We start from the raw sequence: 17,259 nt of genomic DNA, 5'->3' as shown, positions 1-17,259 counted from the left end.
AGACGGCCCACCGGCAGGTGAAGTATCTCAATAACGTGATCGAGGCCGATCACGGAAAGCTCAAGATACTGATCAAGCCGGTGCGCGGTTTCAAATCGATCCCCACGGCCTATGCCACGATCAAGGGGTCGTTTGCGGGAGGGGGCGGAATCCTACGCTAAGGCTTTGGCCAGCGATATTCTCCGGTGAGATTGATGTGTTCCCATCCGAGCGGCGAAACATGGGCCAAGAGATCGGGCGATAGCAGCTTTCCATCGCGTTTCTGGTTTGCAACGACCTCGCCGAGCTTCATGGTGTTCCAGAAGATGATGATGGCGGCGAGCAGATTCATGCCGGCGATGCGGTAATGCTGGCCTTCGGCGGAACGGTCGCGGATTTCACCGCGGCGGTGGAAGCTGATTGCCCGCTTCAGCGCATGATGAGCTTCGCCTTTGTTGAGCCCGATCTGGGCACGCCGTTGGAGTTCGGCATCCAGAATCCAGTCGATCATGAACAGGGTGCGCTCGACGCGACCGACTTCCCGCAGGGCTGTCGCGAGCTCGTTCTGCCGCGGATAGGAGGCGAGTTTCCGCAGAATCTGGCTTGGCGCGACGGTCCCGGCAGCAATGGTGGCGGCGATGCGCAGGATGTCGGGCCAATTGCGCTCGATCATGGCTTGGTTGACCTTTCCGCCGATCAACGCTCGCAGGTGCGCCGGGGCGGCCGACGGATTGAACGCGTAGAGCCGTTTGGATGGCAGGTCGCGGATGCGCGGAGCGAACCGGTAGCCGAGAATGGCACATGCGGCAAAGACGTGATCGGTGAAGCCGCCCGTGTCGGTGAACTGCTCGCGGATATGGCGTCCAGCATCGTTCATCAGCAGGCCATCGAGGATGTAAGGCGCTTCGCTTGCCGTTGCAGGAATCACCTGGGTTGCGAACGGCGCATATTGGTCGGAGACGTGGCTATAGGCTTTCAGGGGTCTGACGCTCAGTGGAACGAAAACTCACGTTAAGCAACGTTTTCTGCCTCTGACGCCTCTTTTAATGGTCTCAGATGACCTTTGGTCACCAGTTCTGCCAGCGTGAAGGAATAATGGCCGAGCATATTGATATGTCCGTGGCAAAGCGGGGTTCTAAGCGGGAATCCCAGAAAATTCCGTCATTCCGTATGATGAAAATTCAGTCGACTCCTCGCTTGACGTGACGAGCGCCAAAAGCCTGCCGCATCTGCCTGGCGCGCTCGAGCTCATCGCCATGCAAATACATCGACGTCGTGGCGATCGACGCATGGCGTAGGTTGTCGCGCACCGCGGTGAGCTGAGCTCCCCGGGCCAACGCATGGCTGGCATGACTGTGACGCATCCAATGAGGCGTGGCACGGCGCAGCTTTTCGGCGGCGACCGGATGATCGGCCTCAATGGCCTCAGCGGCTTGCGTAAAGAATCTTCGCAACACGCACCAAAGGTGAGGGCCGGTGATGCCGGCATTACCGTCTTCCCCAAGACTGCCCACCAGGGGCGTTTTCGGATTCCACCGTTCCCGGCTGACTGGCAGTTGACGCTGTGCCAAGTATTGGTCCAGCGCCGTATACGCGAGCGGCGGCAAGGCCACCTTACCTGGTTTGCCACCTTTGCCAACCAAATGCAGCCAGTGGTCACCGTGCTCGTCGAGGCGGACATTACCCAGGACGGCGCCGACCAGTTCGCTAGCGCGCAGGCCCGTGGCATAGCCGAAGTCGAGCATGAAGCGCAGGCGTTGTGCTGCCGGCTCGGACCAGCCGTAGGACCATTCCAGGCCGTCTGCAATGGCGCGCAGCAGTAGCCATTCTCCCTCGGTAAAGCCTCGCGCCGTATCCAGTGCGGGCCGCAAGGCGTGACCGCGTACCTTGACGCCGGCGAAAGGGTTGGCCAGCACATAGCGCTGCTCGATGAGCCACCGGAACAGCGCCGAGAGCACCGTCAGCGCATACGCTGCCGAGCGTGCGGACAAGCCGCCCGAGAAGGGGCGCCATTCCACCGAATCGCGTGGTCGAGGTGGCCCCACCCAACGCTCGCGCGGGGTCGGGTGCCGGACAAAGGCCCGGTACGCGATTGCATCGTCCGTGGTCAGGGATGATAGCGCCCGTCCGCGTTCGACGATGGCCCACAGGATTAGCCGCGCAGCCTCCTTGCGATAGGCGCGCTGTGTGGCGACAGTCTCGTGCAGCGCCAGCCAGGCCTGCACGGCCTCGTAGTCGTTGGTCGCATTCAGCGTGCAAGCGTTGCGCGGGGCCCGGAAATTGCCCTGCGAGCCGTCGACTTCGTTCGGCAGACGCAACTGCTCCCACGGCACGATGCCGCTGGGCTGAATAATCGGGATCAGGGCCCGGGCGCGCTCGGTGAGCTGCGGATGTGCGGCAAAGAAAGCCTCGACCTGCCGGGCGCCTGTCATGCCGAGTCCCTCGATGGCTTTCCACCAGCCACGCCGGCGGGGAATGCGCACGGTCAGCGCCGAGAGGGTGTGGATACCGTACGCCTGCAGTGCCCTGACGGTCCTCGGAGACAGCCACTGGTCGATGCTGTCGCTGATCTGGGGCTTCGGCGCCGGCAGCGTGGGCAAGAGCCGGATCGCGCGTTCGACGGCACCCGCGCGCCCCTGTCGCTCTTCGGGGGCGTGCTGGAACACGTCGGCCAGATCCGGCCGGTGGCGGCTGTTGGCGAAAACGATGAGCTGGCGGCGGATATGCCCCAGCATCCCTCGCGCTGATTGACCGGCGGCCTTGCGTGCCGCCAGGTAGTGTTCAACGGCCGCGCGAGAGCTGAGTCCCGCGTACCAGCCGCGCAAGGCAGCCAGCGAATCCGCATCGGGAAAGCCGACTGGGGTAGAACTCGAAGCCGTAGTCTGGCCCGTTTTCATATGGACAGGTTGCGATTCGAAAAGCGAGTAACGCGATAATAACGATTATTTCAGTAGAATCGAAAATGCCCCATGTTTCTACGAAACCTCAAGATAGCAAGAACGGGCCATGAGCAAGAAGAACAAGCTACTCAGCGTCCTATCCGACGCCGAACAGGAGGCCTTGTATGGCCTGCCGGAGTTCGATGATGCGCAGCAGCTGGAATATCTGGCTGTGACAGAAACCGAGTTGGCGCTTGCCAACAGCCGGCCCAGTCTTCATGCCAAGGTCTATTGCCTCTTGCAGATCGGCTACTTCAAGGCCAAGCATGCCTTCTTCAGTTTCGACTGGGACGAAGTCGAGGACGATTGCGCTTTCGTGCTGAGCCGCTATTTCCACGGCGAGGTGTTCGAACCCAAGGCGATCACCAAGCATGAACGCTACACCCAGCGCGAGCAGATCGCCAAACTATTCGGCTACTGGCCGTGGTCGGCCGCCTTCCTGCCGCAGCTCGAGCAGCAGGCCGCACGGACCGTGCGGCGTGACGTAACGCCGGGGTTCGTCGCCGCCGAGCTGATCGTCTGGCTCAATGAGCACAAGATTATCCGGCCCGGCTATACGACCTTGCAAGAGTTGGTCAGCGAAACGCTATCCGCCGAGCGCCGGCGCCTGGGCAATCTGCTGGAGCAAGCGTTGGACGAATCTGCCAAGGCCGCGCTGAGCCAGCTTCTGGTCCGTGATGACACCCTGTCGCAACTGGCGGCGCTCAAGCAGGACGCCAAGAATTTCGGCTGGCGCCAGATGGTCCGCGAGCGCGAAAAGCGCGCCACGCTGGAGCCGCTGCACGCAATCGCCAAGACACTGCTGCCTAAACTCGACGTCTCGCAGCAGAACCTGCTGTACTACGCGAGCCTGGCAAACTTCTACACCGTCCACGACCTGCGCAATCTGAAGGCCGATCAGACCCAACTCTACCTGCTGTGCTATGCCTGGGTACGCTACCGGCAGCTCTCCGACAACCTGGTCGATGCGATGGCGTACCACATGAAGCAGTTGGAGGACGAAAGCAGCGCTGGTGCCAAACAATCCTTTGCCGACGAGCAGGTGCGCCGTCAGCAGGAAACGCCGCGGGTAGGCCGCCTGCTGTCACTCTACGTTGATGATAGCGTGGCCGATCCCACGCCCTTCGGCGAGGTGCGGCAGCGCGCCTACAAGATCATGCCTCGCGATACGCTGCAAACCACGGCGCAGCGTATGAGCGTGAAGCCGGCGAGCAAGCTGGCCTTGCAGTGGCAGGCGGTGGACGGGCTGGCCGACCGCATGCGCCGCCATCTTCGTCCACTGTACGTTGCGCTCGACCTCTCCGGCTCCAATCCAGACAGTCCATGGCTTGCCGCGCTGGCCTGGGCCAAAGGTGTTTTTGCCAAGCAGCAGCGGCTGTCGCAACGGCCACTCGACGAGTGGCCCGCGGCGACACTTCCGAAACGCTTGCGGCCGTACCTGCTGACCTTCGACGCCGACGGTAAACCAACCGGCCTGCACGCTGACCGCTACGAGTTCTGGCTGTACCGCCAGATCAGGAAGCGTCTCCAATCGGGTGAACTCTACCTCGACGACAGCCTGCAACACCGGCACTTCTCAGATGAACTGGTTGAGATGGACAGGAAGATCGATGTGCTCGCAAAAATGGAGATCCCCTTCCTGCAGCAACCCGTCCATGCCCAACTCGATGCGCTGACTGCCGAACTGCGCACGCAGTGGCTGGCGTTCAACCGCGAGCTGAAACAGGGCAAGCTGACGCACCTCGAATACAACAAGGACACGCAGAAACTGACCTGGCGCAAGCCCAAGAGCGAGAATGAGAAAGCGCGCGAAAAGGCATTCTACGAGAAGCTTCCGTTCTGCGACGTGGCCGACGTGTTTCGCTTCGTCAACGACGAGTGCAAGTTTCTGTCGGCGTTCACGCCCATGCAGCCGCGCTACGCGAAGAAGGTCGCCGACGCTGACAGCCTGATGGCGGTCATCATCGCGCAAGCGATGAACCACGGCAACCACGTCATGGCGCGCACCAGCGACATCCCGTACCACGTGCTGGATAGCGGCTACCAGCAGTACCTGCGCCAGGCAACGCTGCACGCGGCCAACGACTGCATCAGCAACGCCATCGCCACGCTACCGATCTTCCCATACTACTCGTTCGACCTCGAAACGCTGTACGGTGCCGTCGACGGGCAGAAATTCAGCGTCGAACGGCCGACCGTGAAGGCGCGCTATTCGCGCAAGTACTTCGGGCGCGGCAAGGGCGTGGTCGCCTACACGCTGCTGTGCAACCACATCCCGCTCAACGGCTACCTGATCGGCGCGCACGACTACGAGGCCCACCACGTGTTCGACATCTGGTATCGCAACACGTCGGACATCATGCCGACCGCGATCACCGGCGACATGCACAGCGTCAACAAGGCCAACTTCGCCATCCTGCATTGGTTTGGCCGGCGGTTCGAGCCGCGCTTCACCGACCTCAACGCGCAATTGAAAGAACTCTACTGCGCTGACGATCCAGCACAGTATCAGGCGTGCCTGATTCGGCCAGTCGGGAAAATCGACTGCGATCTCATCCATCGCGAGAAGCCGAACATCGACCGGATCGTCGCCACACTCGGGCTGAAGGAAATGACGCAGGGCACGCTGATCCGCAAGCTGTGCACCTACACCACGACGAACCCGACGCGGCGCGCGATCTTCGAGTTCGACAAGCTCATCCGCAGCATCTACACGCTTCGCTACCTGCGCGATCCGCAACTGGAACGCAACGTGCACCGCTCGCAAAATCGCCTCGAGTCCTACCATCAGCTACGCTCGGCCATTGCCCAGGTCGGCGGTAAGAAGGAACTGACCGGTCGCACCGACATTGAAATCGAGATCAGCAACCAGTGCGCACGGCTGATCGCCAACACGATCATTTTCTACAACTCGGCAATCTTGTCGCGGCTGGTGACCAAGTACGAGGCGGCCGGCAACAGCAAGGCGCTGGCACTCATCACAAAAATTTCGCCTGCGGCATGGCGGCACATCCTGCTCAACGGGCACTACACCTTTCAAAGCAGCGGCAAGACGATCGATCTCGATGCGATCGTCGCAGGCCTGGAACTGGAGTGACGGAATTTTCAGCGGTTCCGTGTTAGCAGCAGTGTAAAACTGACCCACCCCAGCGAAGTAAAACTGATCCACCTGGGCTAGTTTGGCGGCCTTTTCGAGGCCGTCGATGTTGACCCAGGAGCAAACCGTGGAAATCAGAGTTCTTGCCCGACAGGGCCACTCCATCCGGCACATCGCCCGCACGTTGGGGGTCTCGCGCAATACCGTGCGCCGCTACCTCCGCGATCCGTCGGTAGCGCGATACCAGCCCCGTGAACCACGCCCCACCAAACTGGGGCCATTTGAATCTTATCTGCGGCAACGGGTCGAGCAGGCCCACCCCATCTGGCTGCCTGCCACCGTCCTGAATCGGGAAATCCGCGCTCAAGGGTATGGCGGCGGTCTCTCGTTATTGCGCGCCTTCCTCGCCACGCTCAAGCCCGCCCGCCGCGAAGCAGGTCCGGCCGTCCGTTTCGAGACCGAGCCCGGACGGCAGTTGCAGGCTGATTTCGTGGTCTTGCGCCGGGCCAGATCCCCCATGTCGGCCTTCGTCGCCACGCTGGGATACAGCCGCATGACGTTTGTCACCTTCGTACCGGACGAATCCTTCGAGTCCGTGCGGGACTCCCTGTTGCTGGCTTTTGACTATCTGGGCGGTGTGCCCCGCGAGGTGTTGTTCGACAACATGAAGACCGTGGTGCTGGAACGCGATGCCTACGGTGACGGCAAGCACCGTTTTCACCCCGGCTTGCTTCAACTGGCCGATGACCTGGGGTTCCGGATCCGGCTGTGTCGCCCGTATCGGGCCCAGACCAAAGGCAAGGTCGAGCGCTTCAATCGCTACTTCCGCGAGAGCTTCTACAACCCGTTGCTGACCCGGATGAAGGGCACGGGGCTGCTGCTCGATTGTGCTGCTGCCAACCGACGCGTCCGTGACTGGTTGGCAGACGAGGCGAATGTGCGGGTCCACGCCACCCTGAACGAGCGCCCCATCGACCGTTGGCGGCAGGAGCGGGAACACCTGCAACCCTTGCCATCCCGTGTGCGGCGCGACGAGGCCCCCCTGCTGGATAACAGTCTCCGCCCGGTACCACTGGAATCTCTCCAGCACCCACTGTCTGTCTATGACGCAATTGGGGAGGCCTGCCGATGAACCTCCAGCATGAGCGGATCGACGCCCTGTGCCAGCAACTCAAACTCGAACGGGTGGCAACGCATTACCCCGTCCTGGCGCAGCAGGCGGTGCGCGAGGACTTCAGCTTCACCGACTTCCTGGAACACCTGTTGCGGCATGAAGCGGGGTGTCGCCAGCAGCGCAGCCGCGAACTGCTGACGCGGATGGCTTGCTTCCCGGGCATCAAGACCCTGGAGGACTATGACTTCAGCTTCAACCCCGGCGTGCCCAAGGCACTGGTGCAGGAGCTGGGCAGTCTGGCGTTTGTCGAACGGGCCGAGAACGTGGTGCTGATCGGACCCTCTGGCATCGGCAAGACCCACCTCGCCATCGCCTTGGGTTACAAGGCCGCGCAAGCCGGGGTCAAGACACGCTTCATCACGGCAGCCGACCTGATGCTGCAACTGAGCACGGCGCAGCGACAAGGGCGGCTGAAGGAATACTTCAACCGCGCCATCCTCGGTCCACGGCTGCTGGTGATCGATGAGATCGGCTACCTGCCTTTCGGACGCGAGGAAGCGAACCTGTTCTTTCAGGTGGTGGCGAAGCGCTATGAGAAAGGGGCGATGATCCTGACCTCGAACCTGCCGTTCAGCCAGTGGGCCGACGCGTTTGCCGGCGATACCACCCTGACAGCCGCGATGCTGGATCGGCTGCTGCACCATGCCCATATCCTGACCCTGAGCGGCGAAAGCTACCGCTTGAAGGACAAGAGGAAGGCGGGAGTGGTCAGGAAAAATTCCAAACCCGAATGATCCAGGTGGGTCAGTATTACTTTGGTGATTCAGGGGTAAAGTGGGTCAGTTTTCAGTTGGTGTTGACACCGGCGTACCCTCGGTGCTATCTTCGCGCCCCAATAGTCGGGGCTTGGCCAGGACTTCCTGAGGCCGTCCGTAACGTGGATGCCGAGGTCAGGCGAGGTGGCCGACCCATGAACGCCGACCTGATTCGTTTTTCAATAGCGCTGGACGTTGTGGTGCCAGGGACTTACCAACCCGATGTGTGCCCATCCGGGGCAGTTACAGCCGTTACAGCCTCTGGAGAGGGAGCGGCTTGCCGCTCGGTGATAATCCCAGCTGTAGCGGCCTGATTACATCCGGCCGCTACACCTAGCTCCACCTTCAAACAAGGAATATCGTTGATGTCACTGTATCGCCGTCTAGTTCTGCTGTCTTGTCTCTCATGGCCGCTGGCTGGCTTTTCTGCCACCGCGCTGACCAACCTCGTCGCGGAACCATTCGCTAAACTCGAACAGGACTTTGGCGGCTCCATCGGTGTGTACGCGATGGATACCGGCTCAGGCGCAACTGTAAGTTACCGCGCTGAGGAGCGCTTCCCACTGTGCAGCTCATTCAAGGGCTTTCTTGCTGCCGCTGTGCTGGCTCGCAGCCAGCAGCAGGCCGGCTTGCTGGACACACCCATCCGTTACGGCAAAAATGCGCTGGTTCGGTGGTCACCCATCTCGGAAAAATATCTGACAACAGGCATGACGGTGGCGGAGCTGTCCGCGGCCGCCGTGCAATACAGTGATAACGCCGCCGCCAATTTGTTGCTGAAGGAGTTGGGCGGCCCGGCCGGGCTGACGGCCTTCATGCGCTCTATCGGCGATACCACGTTCCGTCTGGACCGCTGGGAGCTGGAGCTGAACTCCGCCATCCCAGGCGATGCGCGCGATACCTCATCGCCGCGCGCCGTGACGGAAAGCTTACAAAAACTGACACTGGGCTCTGCACTGGCTGCGCCGCAGCGGCAGCAGTTTGTTGATTGGCTAAAGGGAAACACGACCGGCAACCACCGCATCCGCGCGGCGGTGCCGGCAGACTGGGCAGTCGGAGACAAAACCGGAACCTGCGGAGGGTATGGCACGGCAAATGACTATGCCGTCGTCTGGCCCACTGGGCGCGCACCTATTGTGTTGGCCGTCTACACCCGGGCGCCTAACAAGGATGACAAGCACAGCGAGGCCGTCATCGCCGCTGCGGCTAGACTCGCGCTCGAGGGATTGGGCGTCAACGGGCAGTAAGGCTCTGAAAATCATCTATTGGCCCACCACCGCCGCCCTTGCGGGCGGCATGGATTACCAACCACTGTCACATTTAGGCTAGGAGTCTGCGCGGCAGAGCCGTGTGACCGGTTTTCTGTAGAGCACTGACGATGGCGGCGGCGCTCTCTGCAATTGGCAAGGCGTCGGCGCCAAGGATACCAATCTTGCGGCGCGCGGCGTGTTATGACGACTGGGGTGCATTTGAGCCGCCCCATTTAACCTTCGCCCTCACAGATACGCCATTCGCCTCAGATTTAGCGCCATGCAGACGAGCTTCCACTCGGCTTGCACCTTGTCCAGGCCCCTCATGCTGAACTGACGCAATCCCATCACCGCCTTGATCCAACCATTCGGAGCCTCCACGATCGACTTGCGCCGGCGGTAAGCTGCATCGCCTTGCTCCGTTTTCAATTTCGCCGCAATCGCCGCCGTATGCGGATGGGTCTTGGCATTGACCTTGGCATCTTCACGTCCCTCGCGGCCGAGGGCAACGATGACATCGCCGTGGTGATCGGCGACCTTTGCCAGAACAGCCTCACTACGGAATCCCGCATCCGCCAGCGTCTGGGCCGGCATTTCTCCGGTGTTGGCCTGAACTGCTGCCAGCATGCCCAGCAGCGCCTGACTGTCCGCGGCGCAGTTGGTCAACTCCGCCGCCACGATGATCTGGTGCTCGGCATCGACCGCTGTGTACCCGTTGTAGCTCTGCTCGGAGCCACCACCGGCGTGTTTCATGATCCGGCTGTCCGGATCGGTGAAGCTTTCCTGATCACGGTCATCCGGCACACCAAACTCGCGTTTGTACGAGCCACCGCCCTTGTCCGAGCCATCCGGATGGCGAGGCCGGCGGCCATCGTCTTCGCTGCGCCCCCGGGCCTGGTCCGCTTCACGCTGGCGCGCTTCCAGGCGCGCCTTTGCCGCCTGGATCGCCTCCAGGCGCTTCTCGCGGCGAGAAATCTCGGCAGGAATGTCCAGCTCCGGCTCGTTACGCTCCTGGTCGTCGGTAGCCTTGGCGCGATCAAGCAGCGCCTTGATCTCGCAATGCAATTCGTCCTCGGCCGGCTTCATGCGCTTATAGCTCATCGCCTTGTGGCGGCTGGCGTTGGCTTTTACCTTGGTGCCGTCGACCGCGATCGTGCCAAGCTTCACCAGCCCACATTCGCGCGCCAGTTGCACCACCTGAACGAACAAATTCTCAAGCTCGGTCAGGTGTAGGGCACGGAAGTCACTCAGCGTGCGGTGGGCCGGGAAGTTTCCAGCGGCCAGCACACGCAACGCGACATCCTCGTACAGCTTCCTGGCTAGTTTGCGCGAAGAGAAGACGCCGCTCGCGTAACCATAGATCAGCACTTTGACCATCATCGCCGGATGAAACGGCTGATTGCCCGGACCACCGCCGGCATACCGGGCGTGGAATGCGCTCAAGTCCAGCGTATCGACAGTCTCGCTGATGAAGTAGGCAAGATGCCCTTCAGGTAGCCACTCTCCCAGAGAAGGGGGCAGCAGATAGGATTGGTCGGGTCGGTAAGGAAGGTAACTGGCAGCCATCCCCGTATCGTCCTCGATCTTCCGCCGATTTGGCTTCTGCCGCGCAGGCTCCTAGGCCACCGTAGCTAAACATACGAGAAAAACCGCTTCTTGAGCGCTCTCTGAGACCACCTTGCCGACAACGCAGAAACGGTTGCGGAAAAATCGGCGTTTCCGGCGTACGCCACCCGACCTGGACGAACTATTGCGGACCTGGAACTGGAGTAGCGGAATTCCCCGGGGTTTCAGCGTCGCGCCACAGCGCCTCAGATAGATGCGGTAGCCTTTGGCGGGTCGTCATGCCGCGGACCACCCCCCCAAAAAATTCCACAATGCGGAATGGCGGAATTTTCTGGGGTTCCCGCTTACCCCCCCAAAGCGGGGAGAGGCGTGCGATATCTTCATCATTCAGTGTTTCACCCTGCGCCCGGAGATGATCCAGAGCTGCCTGCATATAAATAGTGTTCCATAACACGACGGCGTTAGTGACCAGCCCCAGAGCTCCCAACTGATCTTCCTGACCGTCGGTATATCGTTTTCTTATCTCACCTTTTTGACCGTGACAGATGGCTCTGGCAACTGCATGACGGCTTTCTCCCCGATTAAGCTGGGTCAGAATGCGCCGGCGGTAATCTTCATCATCAATATAATTAAGCAGATACAGCGTTTTGTTGATGCGCCCCACTTCAATGATTGCCTGAGTCAGTCCGGAGGGACGTTCACTTTTCAGCAATGAACGGACCAGCACTGAGGCCTGTACTTTGCCCAGCTTCAGGGAGCCTGCGGTCCGGATCATTTCGTCCCACTGAAGGACTATTTTTCGGGGATCTGATTGCCCTCTGGCAATATCATTCAGCACGCCATAGTCGGCATCATGGTCCATTCGCCAGAAAACCGAAGCACCGGCATCAGCCAGGCGTGGAGAAAACTGGTATCCCAGCAGCCAGAAAAGGCCAAAGACAAGATCGCTGGCACCTGCCGTATCGGTCATAATTTCGGTTGGATTCAGCCCGGTCTCCTGTTCCAGAAGGCCTTCCAGCACAAAGATAGAGTCCCTCAGCGTCCCCGGTATAACGATGCCATGAAAGCCGGAATACTGATCGGACACAAAGTTGTACCAGGTGATCCCTCTGTTATTACCAAAGTATTTGCGGTTCGGTCCGGCATTGATTGTTCTGACTGGCGTAACAAAGCGCATTCCATCTGCAGATGCCACTTCTCCTCCACCCCATATCTGTGCCAGTGGCAGCGTTGCCTGAAAATCAACCAGTCTGGCATTAGCGCTGGTGATAGTTTCAGCCCGCAGATAGTTCGCTTTTGTCCAGTTCAGCCGGTGTCGGGTCAGTGCAGGAACATTTGATCTGATCAGTGGTTCCAGACCGATATTGCAGGCTTCAGCCATCAGCACGGCGCTGATGCTGACGGGCAGATCATCAACTCTGGCACTGGCTTCACTGGCATGGAAAAACTCATCAGCAAATCCGGTATGGGCGTTAATTTCGAGCAGCAACTCCGTTAAATCCACCGGAGGGAGCAGATCACTGATCATTTTGCTCAGTCGTTTCAGACTGTCCGGCTCATCAAGACTGGCGAGGGGAGAAATTGTCAACCGGGGCTTCGGGCCAGAAACATCGAGTTCGACAGCCTCATTTTCGCCAAGACGTGCAGCAACCTGTCTGTAACGACTATCAAGCTGATGGCCCAGAGATTTTATTGCTTCCTGCGGGTCTGTCGGGTGCCCCAAAGAACGATAAACCTTAATCCGATTTGCCTGCCAGTCAGCACCCTGTAGTAATCTTGCACGAGGATCTCCCCACCGGTTACTGCCGGTAACGTAGACATCCCTCCGTCTCAGACTATCCTGCAGTTTACTGAGAAAGCAGAGCGTGTATCCCCTTCGGGTGATATGTTTTTCCTTGTTAATCACCAGCCGTTTCCATGACTGACTGATGATTTCCGTTGGTGCGTCGTCAAAAAACTGCCGCCGTGAGCTGAACTCCCGGCTGAGGTAGTCACAGGCATTCAGAGTGGTAACCCCGGCAGGTGCGGATGAAAATTTAACGGTATTCAGCAGATGGGGCAGGAAACGACGAACGCGCCCGTACTGCTCCACCATTTCGTCATGAAAATTATCGTCTGAGGGCCGGGCAATTTCACGGACAAGCGTGATGATTTCAGCCAGCTTTTGCCTAGGGATGTAGCTGAACACCTCAGCACGAATCGATTCGTCCGGTGTTTCTTCTTTCAGCAAGTACGAACATGCGCTGGCGAGCGCCAATGCAGATTTATCCAGATCCTTCAGCGAGCGGAGCCGTTTTTTCTGCCCAATCTTTCTGGCGTCACGGATGATAACGGCCAGCATGGCGTCCAGAACGTCCAGTGCATCATCCAGCGCCAGCGTTTCCCATGCAAGGACAAAGGCAACCAGAACCGCCATCCTTTTCTGCGGTGACATCCTGGCAATATTGAACACCGAAGTCATACCAGCATAACGTGCGAGATTTTTCAGGCGCACAGCCGGGAGTGTACTCAGGTTTTCAGCATGCAGGCCAAAATCGTTCAGAGTTTTCCAGCGTTCAATTGCTTCATTAAACGCCGGACCACTGATGGTCACAGGGCCTTTTTTCAGTGATTCCAGTAAAGACAGGCGGCTGCAATCAGTTGGCCCCAGCAGCATCTCCAGCTGTGAACGCTGTTCGGCTGACGGTATCAGTGCCAGTTTGTTCCACAGGCGCAACGTCGCCTTTTCCCTTACCTCTGAAATCAACCGGGTCAGCGTGGTGGCTCCGGGGAGAATAATACGATGTTGCATAAGCCACCCTGTCGCCAGGTCGAAAAGCAGGCCAGGACGTTCGTTGCTTATCCAGCTCCGGGTATATAAAAGACGGGTAAGGCGAAATGTCCAGGGCCAGGCAAATTCACGATACTGATAGTGCTGACGTATCAGCGCTGCATGCTCACGGCGGGTATTTTCCCTCTGACCGTATTCTGCAAGAACGGTGATATCACGAATCCCGAGCTGTCTGGCGGTAAAATGCCGGACGCCGGAAGGAATATGATTCATGTCAGTAAGAAAAGTGCCCAGAAAACGCACACACCCGATTTGCAGGGCAATACCAAGTCGATTGTGATCACCCCGGCTTTTCCCGATAAATTCTTTATCCGCTTCATCAAGATGAAAATAACGCGCCAGCTGAAGTTCATCGGGTTCGCCAGTGAACCTGCCATAACTCTCAACCTGCTCAGTGGTCAAAAAATCAACGGGCATATCGGCCTCCCTGCCTGACGGCTTTTTTAACACAACTGCAACCGTTCGAAATATTATAAATTATCAGACATAGTAAAACGGCTTCGTTTGAGTGTCCATTAAATCGTCATTTTGGCATAATAGACACATCGTGTCTGATATTCGATTTAAGGTACATTTTTATGCGAATTTTTGGTTATGCGCGGGTCTCAACCAGCCAGCAGTCCCTCGATATTCAGATCAGAGCGCTCAAAGATGCAGGGGTAAAAGCTAACCGCATCTTTACCGACAAGGCATCCGGCAGTTCAACAGATCGGGAAGGGCTGGATTTGCTGAGGATGAAGGTGGAGGAAGGTGATGTCATTCTGGTGAAGAAGCTCGACCGTCTTGGCCGCGACACCGCCGACATGATCCAACTGATAAAAGAGTTTGATGCTCAGGGTGTAGCGGTTCGGTTTATTGACGACGGGATCAGTACCGACGGTGATATGGGGCAAATGGTGGTCACCATCCTGTCGGCTGTGGCACAGGCTGAACGCCGGAGGATCCTAGAGCGCACGAATGAGGGCCGACAGGAAGCAAAGCTGAAAGGAATCAAATTTGGCCGCAGGCGTACCGTGGACAGGAACGTCGTGCTGACGCTTCATCAGAAGGGCACTGGTGCAACGGAAATTGCTCATCAGCTCAGTATTGCCCGCTCCACGGTTTATAAAATTCTTGAAGACGAAAGGGCCTCGTGATACGCCTATTTTTATAGGTTAATGTCATGATAATAATGGTTTCTTAGACGTCAGGTGGCACTTTTCGGGGAAATGTGCGCGGAACCCCTATTTGTTTATTTTTCTAAATACATTCAAATATGTATCCGCTCATGAGACAATAACCCTGATAAATGCTTCAATAATATTGAAAAAGGAAGAGTATGAGTATTCAACATTTCCGTGTCGCCCTTATTCCCTTTTTTGCGGCATTTTGCCTTCCTGTTTTTGCTCACCCAGAAACGCTGGTGAAAGTAAAAGATGCTGAAGATCAGTTGGGTGCACGAGTGGGTTACATCGAACTGGATCTCAACAGCGGTAAGATCCTTGAGAGTTTTCGCCCCGAAGAACGTTTTCCAATGATGAGCACTTTTAAAGTTCTGCTATGTGGCGCGGTATTATCCCGTGTTGACGCCGGGCAAGAGCAACTCGGTCGCCGCATACACTATTCTCAGAATGACTTGGTTGAGTACTCACCAGTCACAGAAAAGCATCTTACGGATGGCATGACAGTAAGAGAATTATGCAGTGCTGCCATAACCATGAGTGATAACACTGCGGCCAACTTACTTCTGACAACGATCGGAGGACCGAAGGAGCTAACCGCTTTTTTGCACAACATGGGGGATCATGTAACTCGCCTTGATCGTTGGGAACCGGAGCTGAATGAAGCCATACCAAACGACGAGCGTGACACCACGATGCCTGCAGCAATGGCAACAACGTTGCGCAAACTATTAACTGGCGAACTACTTACTCTAGCTTCCCGGCAACAATTAATAGACTGGATGGAGGCGGATAAAGTTGCAGGACCACTTCTGCGCTCGGCCCTTCCGGCTGGCTGGTTTATTGCTGATAAATCTGGAGCCGGTGAGCGTGGGTCTCGCGGTATCATTGCAGCACTGGGGCCAGATGGTAAGCCCTCCCGTATCGTAGTTATCTACACGACGGGGAGTCAGGCAACTATGGATGAACGAAATAGACAGATCGCTGAGATAGGTGCCTCACTGATTAAGCATTGGTAACTGTCAGACCAAGTTTACTCATATATACTTTAGATTGATTTAAAACTTCATTTTTAATTTAAAAGGATCTAGGTGAAGATCCTTTTTGATAATCTCATGACCAAAATCCCTTAACGTGAGTTTTCGTTCCACTGAGCGTCAGACCCCATCTCTGCAAGCAAGCGTTGATTGAGGCCAAGCAAAGCGGCAGCGATCCGTTCGCCGCCATCGAGGCCGTTATGCCCTGGGACACCTTCGCCGCCAGCGTCACCGAAGCGCAAACATTGGCGCGGCCTGCCGACTTTGATTTCCTGCACCACATCGGTGAAAGCTATGCCACGCTACGCCGCTACGCGCCGCAGTTCCTGGGCGTGCTCAAATTGCGGGCTGCGCCCGCCGCCAAGGGTGTGCTCGATGCCATCGACATGCTGCGCGGCATGAACAGCGACAGCGCGCGCAAGGTGCCCGCCGATGCGCCAACCGCATTCATTAAAGACTAACTATCAGAAAAACTCATCGAGCATCAAATGAAACTGCAATTTATTCATATCAGGATTATCAATACCATATTTTTGAAAAAGCCGTTTCTGTAATGAAGGAGAAAATTCACCGAGGCAGTTCCATAGAATGGCAAGATCCTGGTATCGGTCTGCGATTCCGACTCGTCCAACATCAATACAACCTATTAATTTCCCCTCGTCAAAAATAAGATTATCAAGTGAGAAATCACCATGAGTGACGACTGAATCCGGTGAGAATGGCAAAAGCTTATGCATTTCTTTCCAGACTTGTTCAACAGGCCAGCCATTACGCTCATCATCAAAATCACTCGCATCAACCAAACCGTTATTCATTCGTGATTGCGCCTGAGCGAGACGAAATACGCGATCGCTGTTAAAAGGACAATTACAAACAGGAATCGAATGCAACCGGCGCAGGAACGCTGCCAGCGCATCAACAATATTTTCACCTGAATCAGGATATTCTTCTAATACCTGGAATGCTGTTTTCCCGGGGATCGCAGTGGTGAGTAACCATGCATCATCAGGAGTACGGATAAAATGCTTGATGGTCGGAAGAGGCATAAATTCCGTCAGCCAGTTTAGTCTGACCATCTCATCTGTAACATCATTGGCAACGCTACCTTTGCCATGTTTCAGAAACAACTCTGGCGCATCGGGCTTCCCATACAATCGATAGATTGTCGCACCTGATTGCCCGACATTATCGCGAGCCCATTTATACCCATATAAATCAGCATCCAGGTTGGAATTTAATCGCTGCCTCGAGCAAGACGTTTCCCGTTGAATATGGCTCATAACACCCCTTGTATTACTGTTTATGTAAGCAGACAGTTTTATTGTTCATGATGATATATTTTTATCTTGTGCAATGTAACATCAGAGATTTTGAGACACAACGTGGTTCCCGCCATATGAAAATCCGGCCAGACCAACATCATTCTGGCGCTCCGAAAGAAGGGATATTCGCCGCCGTGACCAGCCTGGAGC

At 57.2% G+C, this 17,259-nt stretch carries 11 protein-coding genes and 2 pseudogenes; 8 read left to right on the top strand and 5 right to left on the bottom strand.

Annotation, left to right across the window (positions count from 1 at the left end):
- On the top strand, positions 1-161 hold a 161-nt coding region (locus ACHH0Z_RS23145), incomplete at its 5' end, for a DDE-type integrase/transposase/recombinase (RefSeq protein ID WP_148951664.1).
- Here the strand turns inward: ACHH0Z_RS23145 and ACHH0Z_RS23140 are convergent.
- Both ACHH0Z_RS23140 and tnpR read right to left on the bottom strand, forming a co-directional pair.
- Positions 158-958, bottom strand: a pseudogene (locus ACHH0Z_RS23140) (Tn3 family transposase); the annotation flags it as partial. The gene ACHH0Z_RS23145 and the pseudogene ACHH0Z_RS23140 sit on opposite strands and share 4 nt — an antisense overlap.
- Before the next feature lie 202 nt (positions 959-1,160).
- Entirely contained in the window at positions 1,161-2,876 is a 1,716-nt protein-coding gene (tnpR, locus tag ACHH0Z_RS23135; RefSeq protein WP_004152391.1) for a Tn3-like element Tn4401 family resolvase TnpR, read from the bottom strand.
- Positions 2,877-2,985: 109 nt separating this feature from the next.
- Here tnpR and tnpA point away from each other — a divergent pair, with 109 nt between their 5' ends.
- The 4 genes from tnpA (at position 2,986) to ACHH0Z_RS23115 (ending at position 9,191) form a co-directional block, all read left to right on the top strand.
- Positions 2,986-6,015, top strand: coding sequence for a Tn3-like element Tn4401 family transposase (gene tnpA, locus ACHH0Z_RS23130; RefSeq protein WP_004152392.1), 3,030 nt, complete (start codon positions 2,986-2,988; stop codon positions 6,013-6,015).
- Between the two features lie 106 nt (positions 6,016-6,121).
- Positions 6,122-7,147 (top strand): IS21 family transposase, encoded by a 1,026-nt coding sequence (gene istA, locus ACHH0Z_RS23125; RefSeq protein WP_004199214.1) that lies wholly within the window; start codon positions 6,122-6,124, stop codon positions 7,145-7,147.
- Complete coding sequence (istB, locus tag ACHH0Z_RS23120; protein ID WP_004152394.1) at positions 7,144-7,923, top strand: IS21-like element ISKpn7 family helper ATPase IstB; 780 nt, start codon at positions 7,144-7,146, stop codon at positions 7,921-7,923. Before istA ends, istB begins: the two co-directional genes overlap by 4 nt.
- 386 nt (positions 7,924-8,309) lie before the next feature.
- Positions 8,310-9,191, top strand: coding sequence for a carbapenem-hydrolyzing class A beta-lactamase KPC-4 (locus tag ACHH0Z_RS23115; RefSeq protein ID WP_015062847.1), 882 nt, complete (start codon positions 8,310-8,312; stop codon positions 9,189-9,191).
- A 249-nt stretch (positions 9,192-9,440) separates the two neighbouring features.
- Here ACHH0Z_RS23115 and ACHH0Z_RS23110 read toward each other — a convergent pair whose 3' ends face one another.
- Positions 9,441-10,760, bottom strand: coding sequence for an IS1182-like element ISKpn6 family transposase (locus ACHH0Z_RS23110; protein WP_004152397.1), 1,320 nt, complete (start codon positions 10,758-10,760; stop codon positions 9,441-9,443).
- 181 nt (positions 10,761-10,941) lie between these two features.
- Positions 10,942-14,007 (bottom strand): Tn3-like element Tn3 family transposase, encoded by a 3,066-nt coding sequence (locus ACHH0Z_RS23105; protein WP_022650076.1) that lies wholly within the window; start codon positions 14,005-14,007, stop codon positions 10,942-10,944.
- Between the two features lie 161 nt (positions 14,008-14,168).
- Between ACHH0Z_RS23105 and ACHH0Z_RS23100 the strand changes: the two genes are divergently transcribed.
- The 3 genes and pseudogenes from ACHH0Z_RS23100 to ACHH0Z_RS23090 all read left to right on the top strand — a co-directional run.
- Positions 14,169-14,726 (top strand): recombinase family protein, encoded by a 558-nt coding sequence (locus ACHH0Z_RS23100; RefSeq protein ID WP_001217881.1) that lies wholly within the window; start codon positions 14,169-14,171, stop codon positions 14,724-14,726.
- Between the two features lie 182 nt (positions 14,727-14,908).
- A complete protein-coding gene (locus tag ACHH0Z_RS23095) occupies positions 14,909-15,769 on the top strand; it encodes a broad-spectrum class A beta-lactamase TEM-1 (RefSeq protein ID WP_000027057.1) in 861 nt (286 codons plus the stop codon).
- A gap of 158 nt (positions 15,770-15,927) precedes the next feature.
- Positions 15,928-16,242, top strand: a pseudogene (locus tag ACHH0Z_RS23090) (Tn3 family transposase); the annotation flags it as partial.
- 9 nt (positions 16,243-16,251) lie between these two features.
- Here the strand turns inward: ACHH0Z_RS23090 and ACHH0Z_RS23085 are convergent.
- A complete protein-coding gene (locus ACHH0Z_RS23085) occupies positions 16,252-17,067 on the bottom strand; it encodes an aminoglycoside O-phosphotransferase APH(3')-Ia (protein WP_000018330.1) in 816 nt (271 codons plus the stop codon).
- Positions 17,068-17,259 lie beyond the last annotated feature (192 nt).

Origin of the sequence: Enterobacter cloacae complex sp. 2024EL-00227, from assembly GCF_043945315.1 — a bacterium.
Classification (GTDB): Bacteria; Pseudomonadota; Gammaproteobacteria; order Enterobacterales; family Enterobacteriaceae; genus Enterobacter; species Enterobacter roggenkampii.
Note: the sequence above shows the minus strand (reverse complement) of the source record. Positions and strands in the feature narration are given on the sequence as shown.

Excerpts from the sequence above, each read along its gene's own strand:
- tnpR (WP_004152391.1), bottom strand. The coding sequence starts at position 2,876 with ATGAAAACGGGCCAGACTACGGCTTCGAGTTCTACCCCAGTCGGCTTT.
- ACHH0Z_RS23100 (WP_001217881.1), top strand. The coding sequence starts at position 14,169 with ATGCGAATTTTTGGTTATGCGCGGGTCTCAACCAGCCAGCAGTCCCTC.
- ACHH0Z_RS23115 (WP_015062847.1), top strand. The coding sequence starts at position 8,310 with ATGTCACTGTATCGCCGTCTAGTTCTGCTGTCTTGTCTCTCATGGCCG.
- istB (WP_004152394.1), top strand. The coding sequence starts at position 7,144 with ATGAACCTCCAGCATGAGCGGATCGACGCCCTGTGCCAGCAACTCAAA.
- ACHH0Z_RS23095 (WP_000027057.1), top strand. The coding sequence starts at position 14,909 with ATGAGTATTCAACATTTCCGTGTCGCCCTTATTCCCTTTTTTGCGGCA.
- ACHH0Z_RS23110 (WP_004152397.1), bottom strand. The coding sequence starts at position 10,760 with ATGGCTGCCAGTTACCTTCCTTACCGACCCGACCAATCCTATCTGCTG.
- ACHH0Z_RS23085 (WP_000018330.1), bottom strand. The coding sequence starts at position 17,067 with ATGAGCCATATTCAACGGGAAACGTCTTGCTCGAGGCAGCGATTAAAT.
- ACHH0Z_RS23105 (WP_022650076.1), bottom strand. The coding sequence starts at position 14,007 with ATGCCCGTTGATTTTTTGACCACTGAGCAGGTTGAGAGTTATGGCAGG.
- tnpA (WP_004152392.1), top strand. The coding sequence starts at position 2,986 with ATGAGCAAGAAGAACAAGCTACTCAGCGTCCTATCCGACGCCGAACAG.
- istA (WP_004199214.1), top strand. The coding sequence starts at position 6,122 with ATGTTGACCCAGGAGCAAACCGTGGAAATCAGAGTTCTTGCCCGACAG.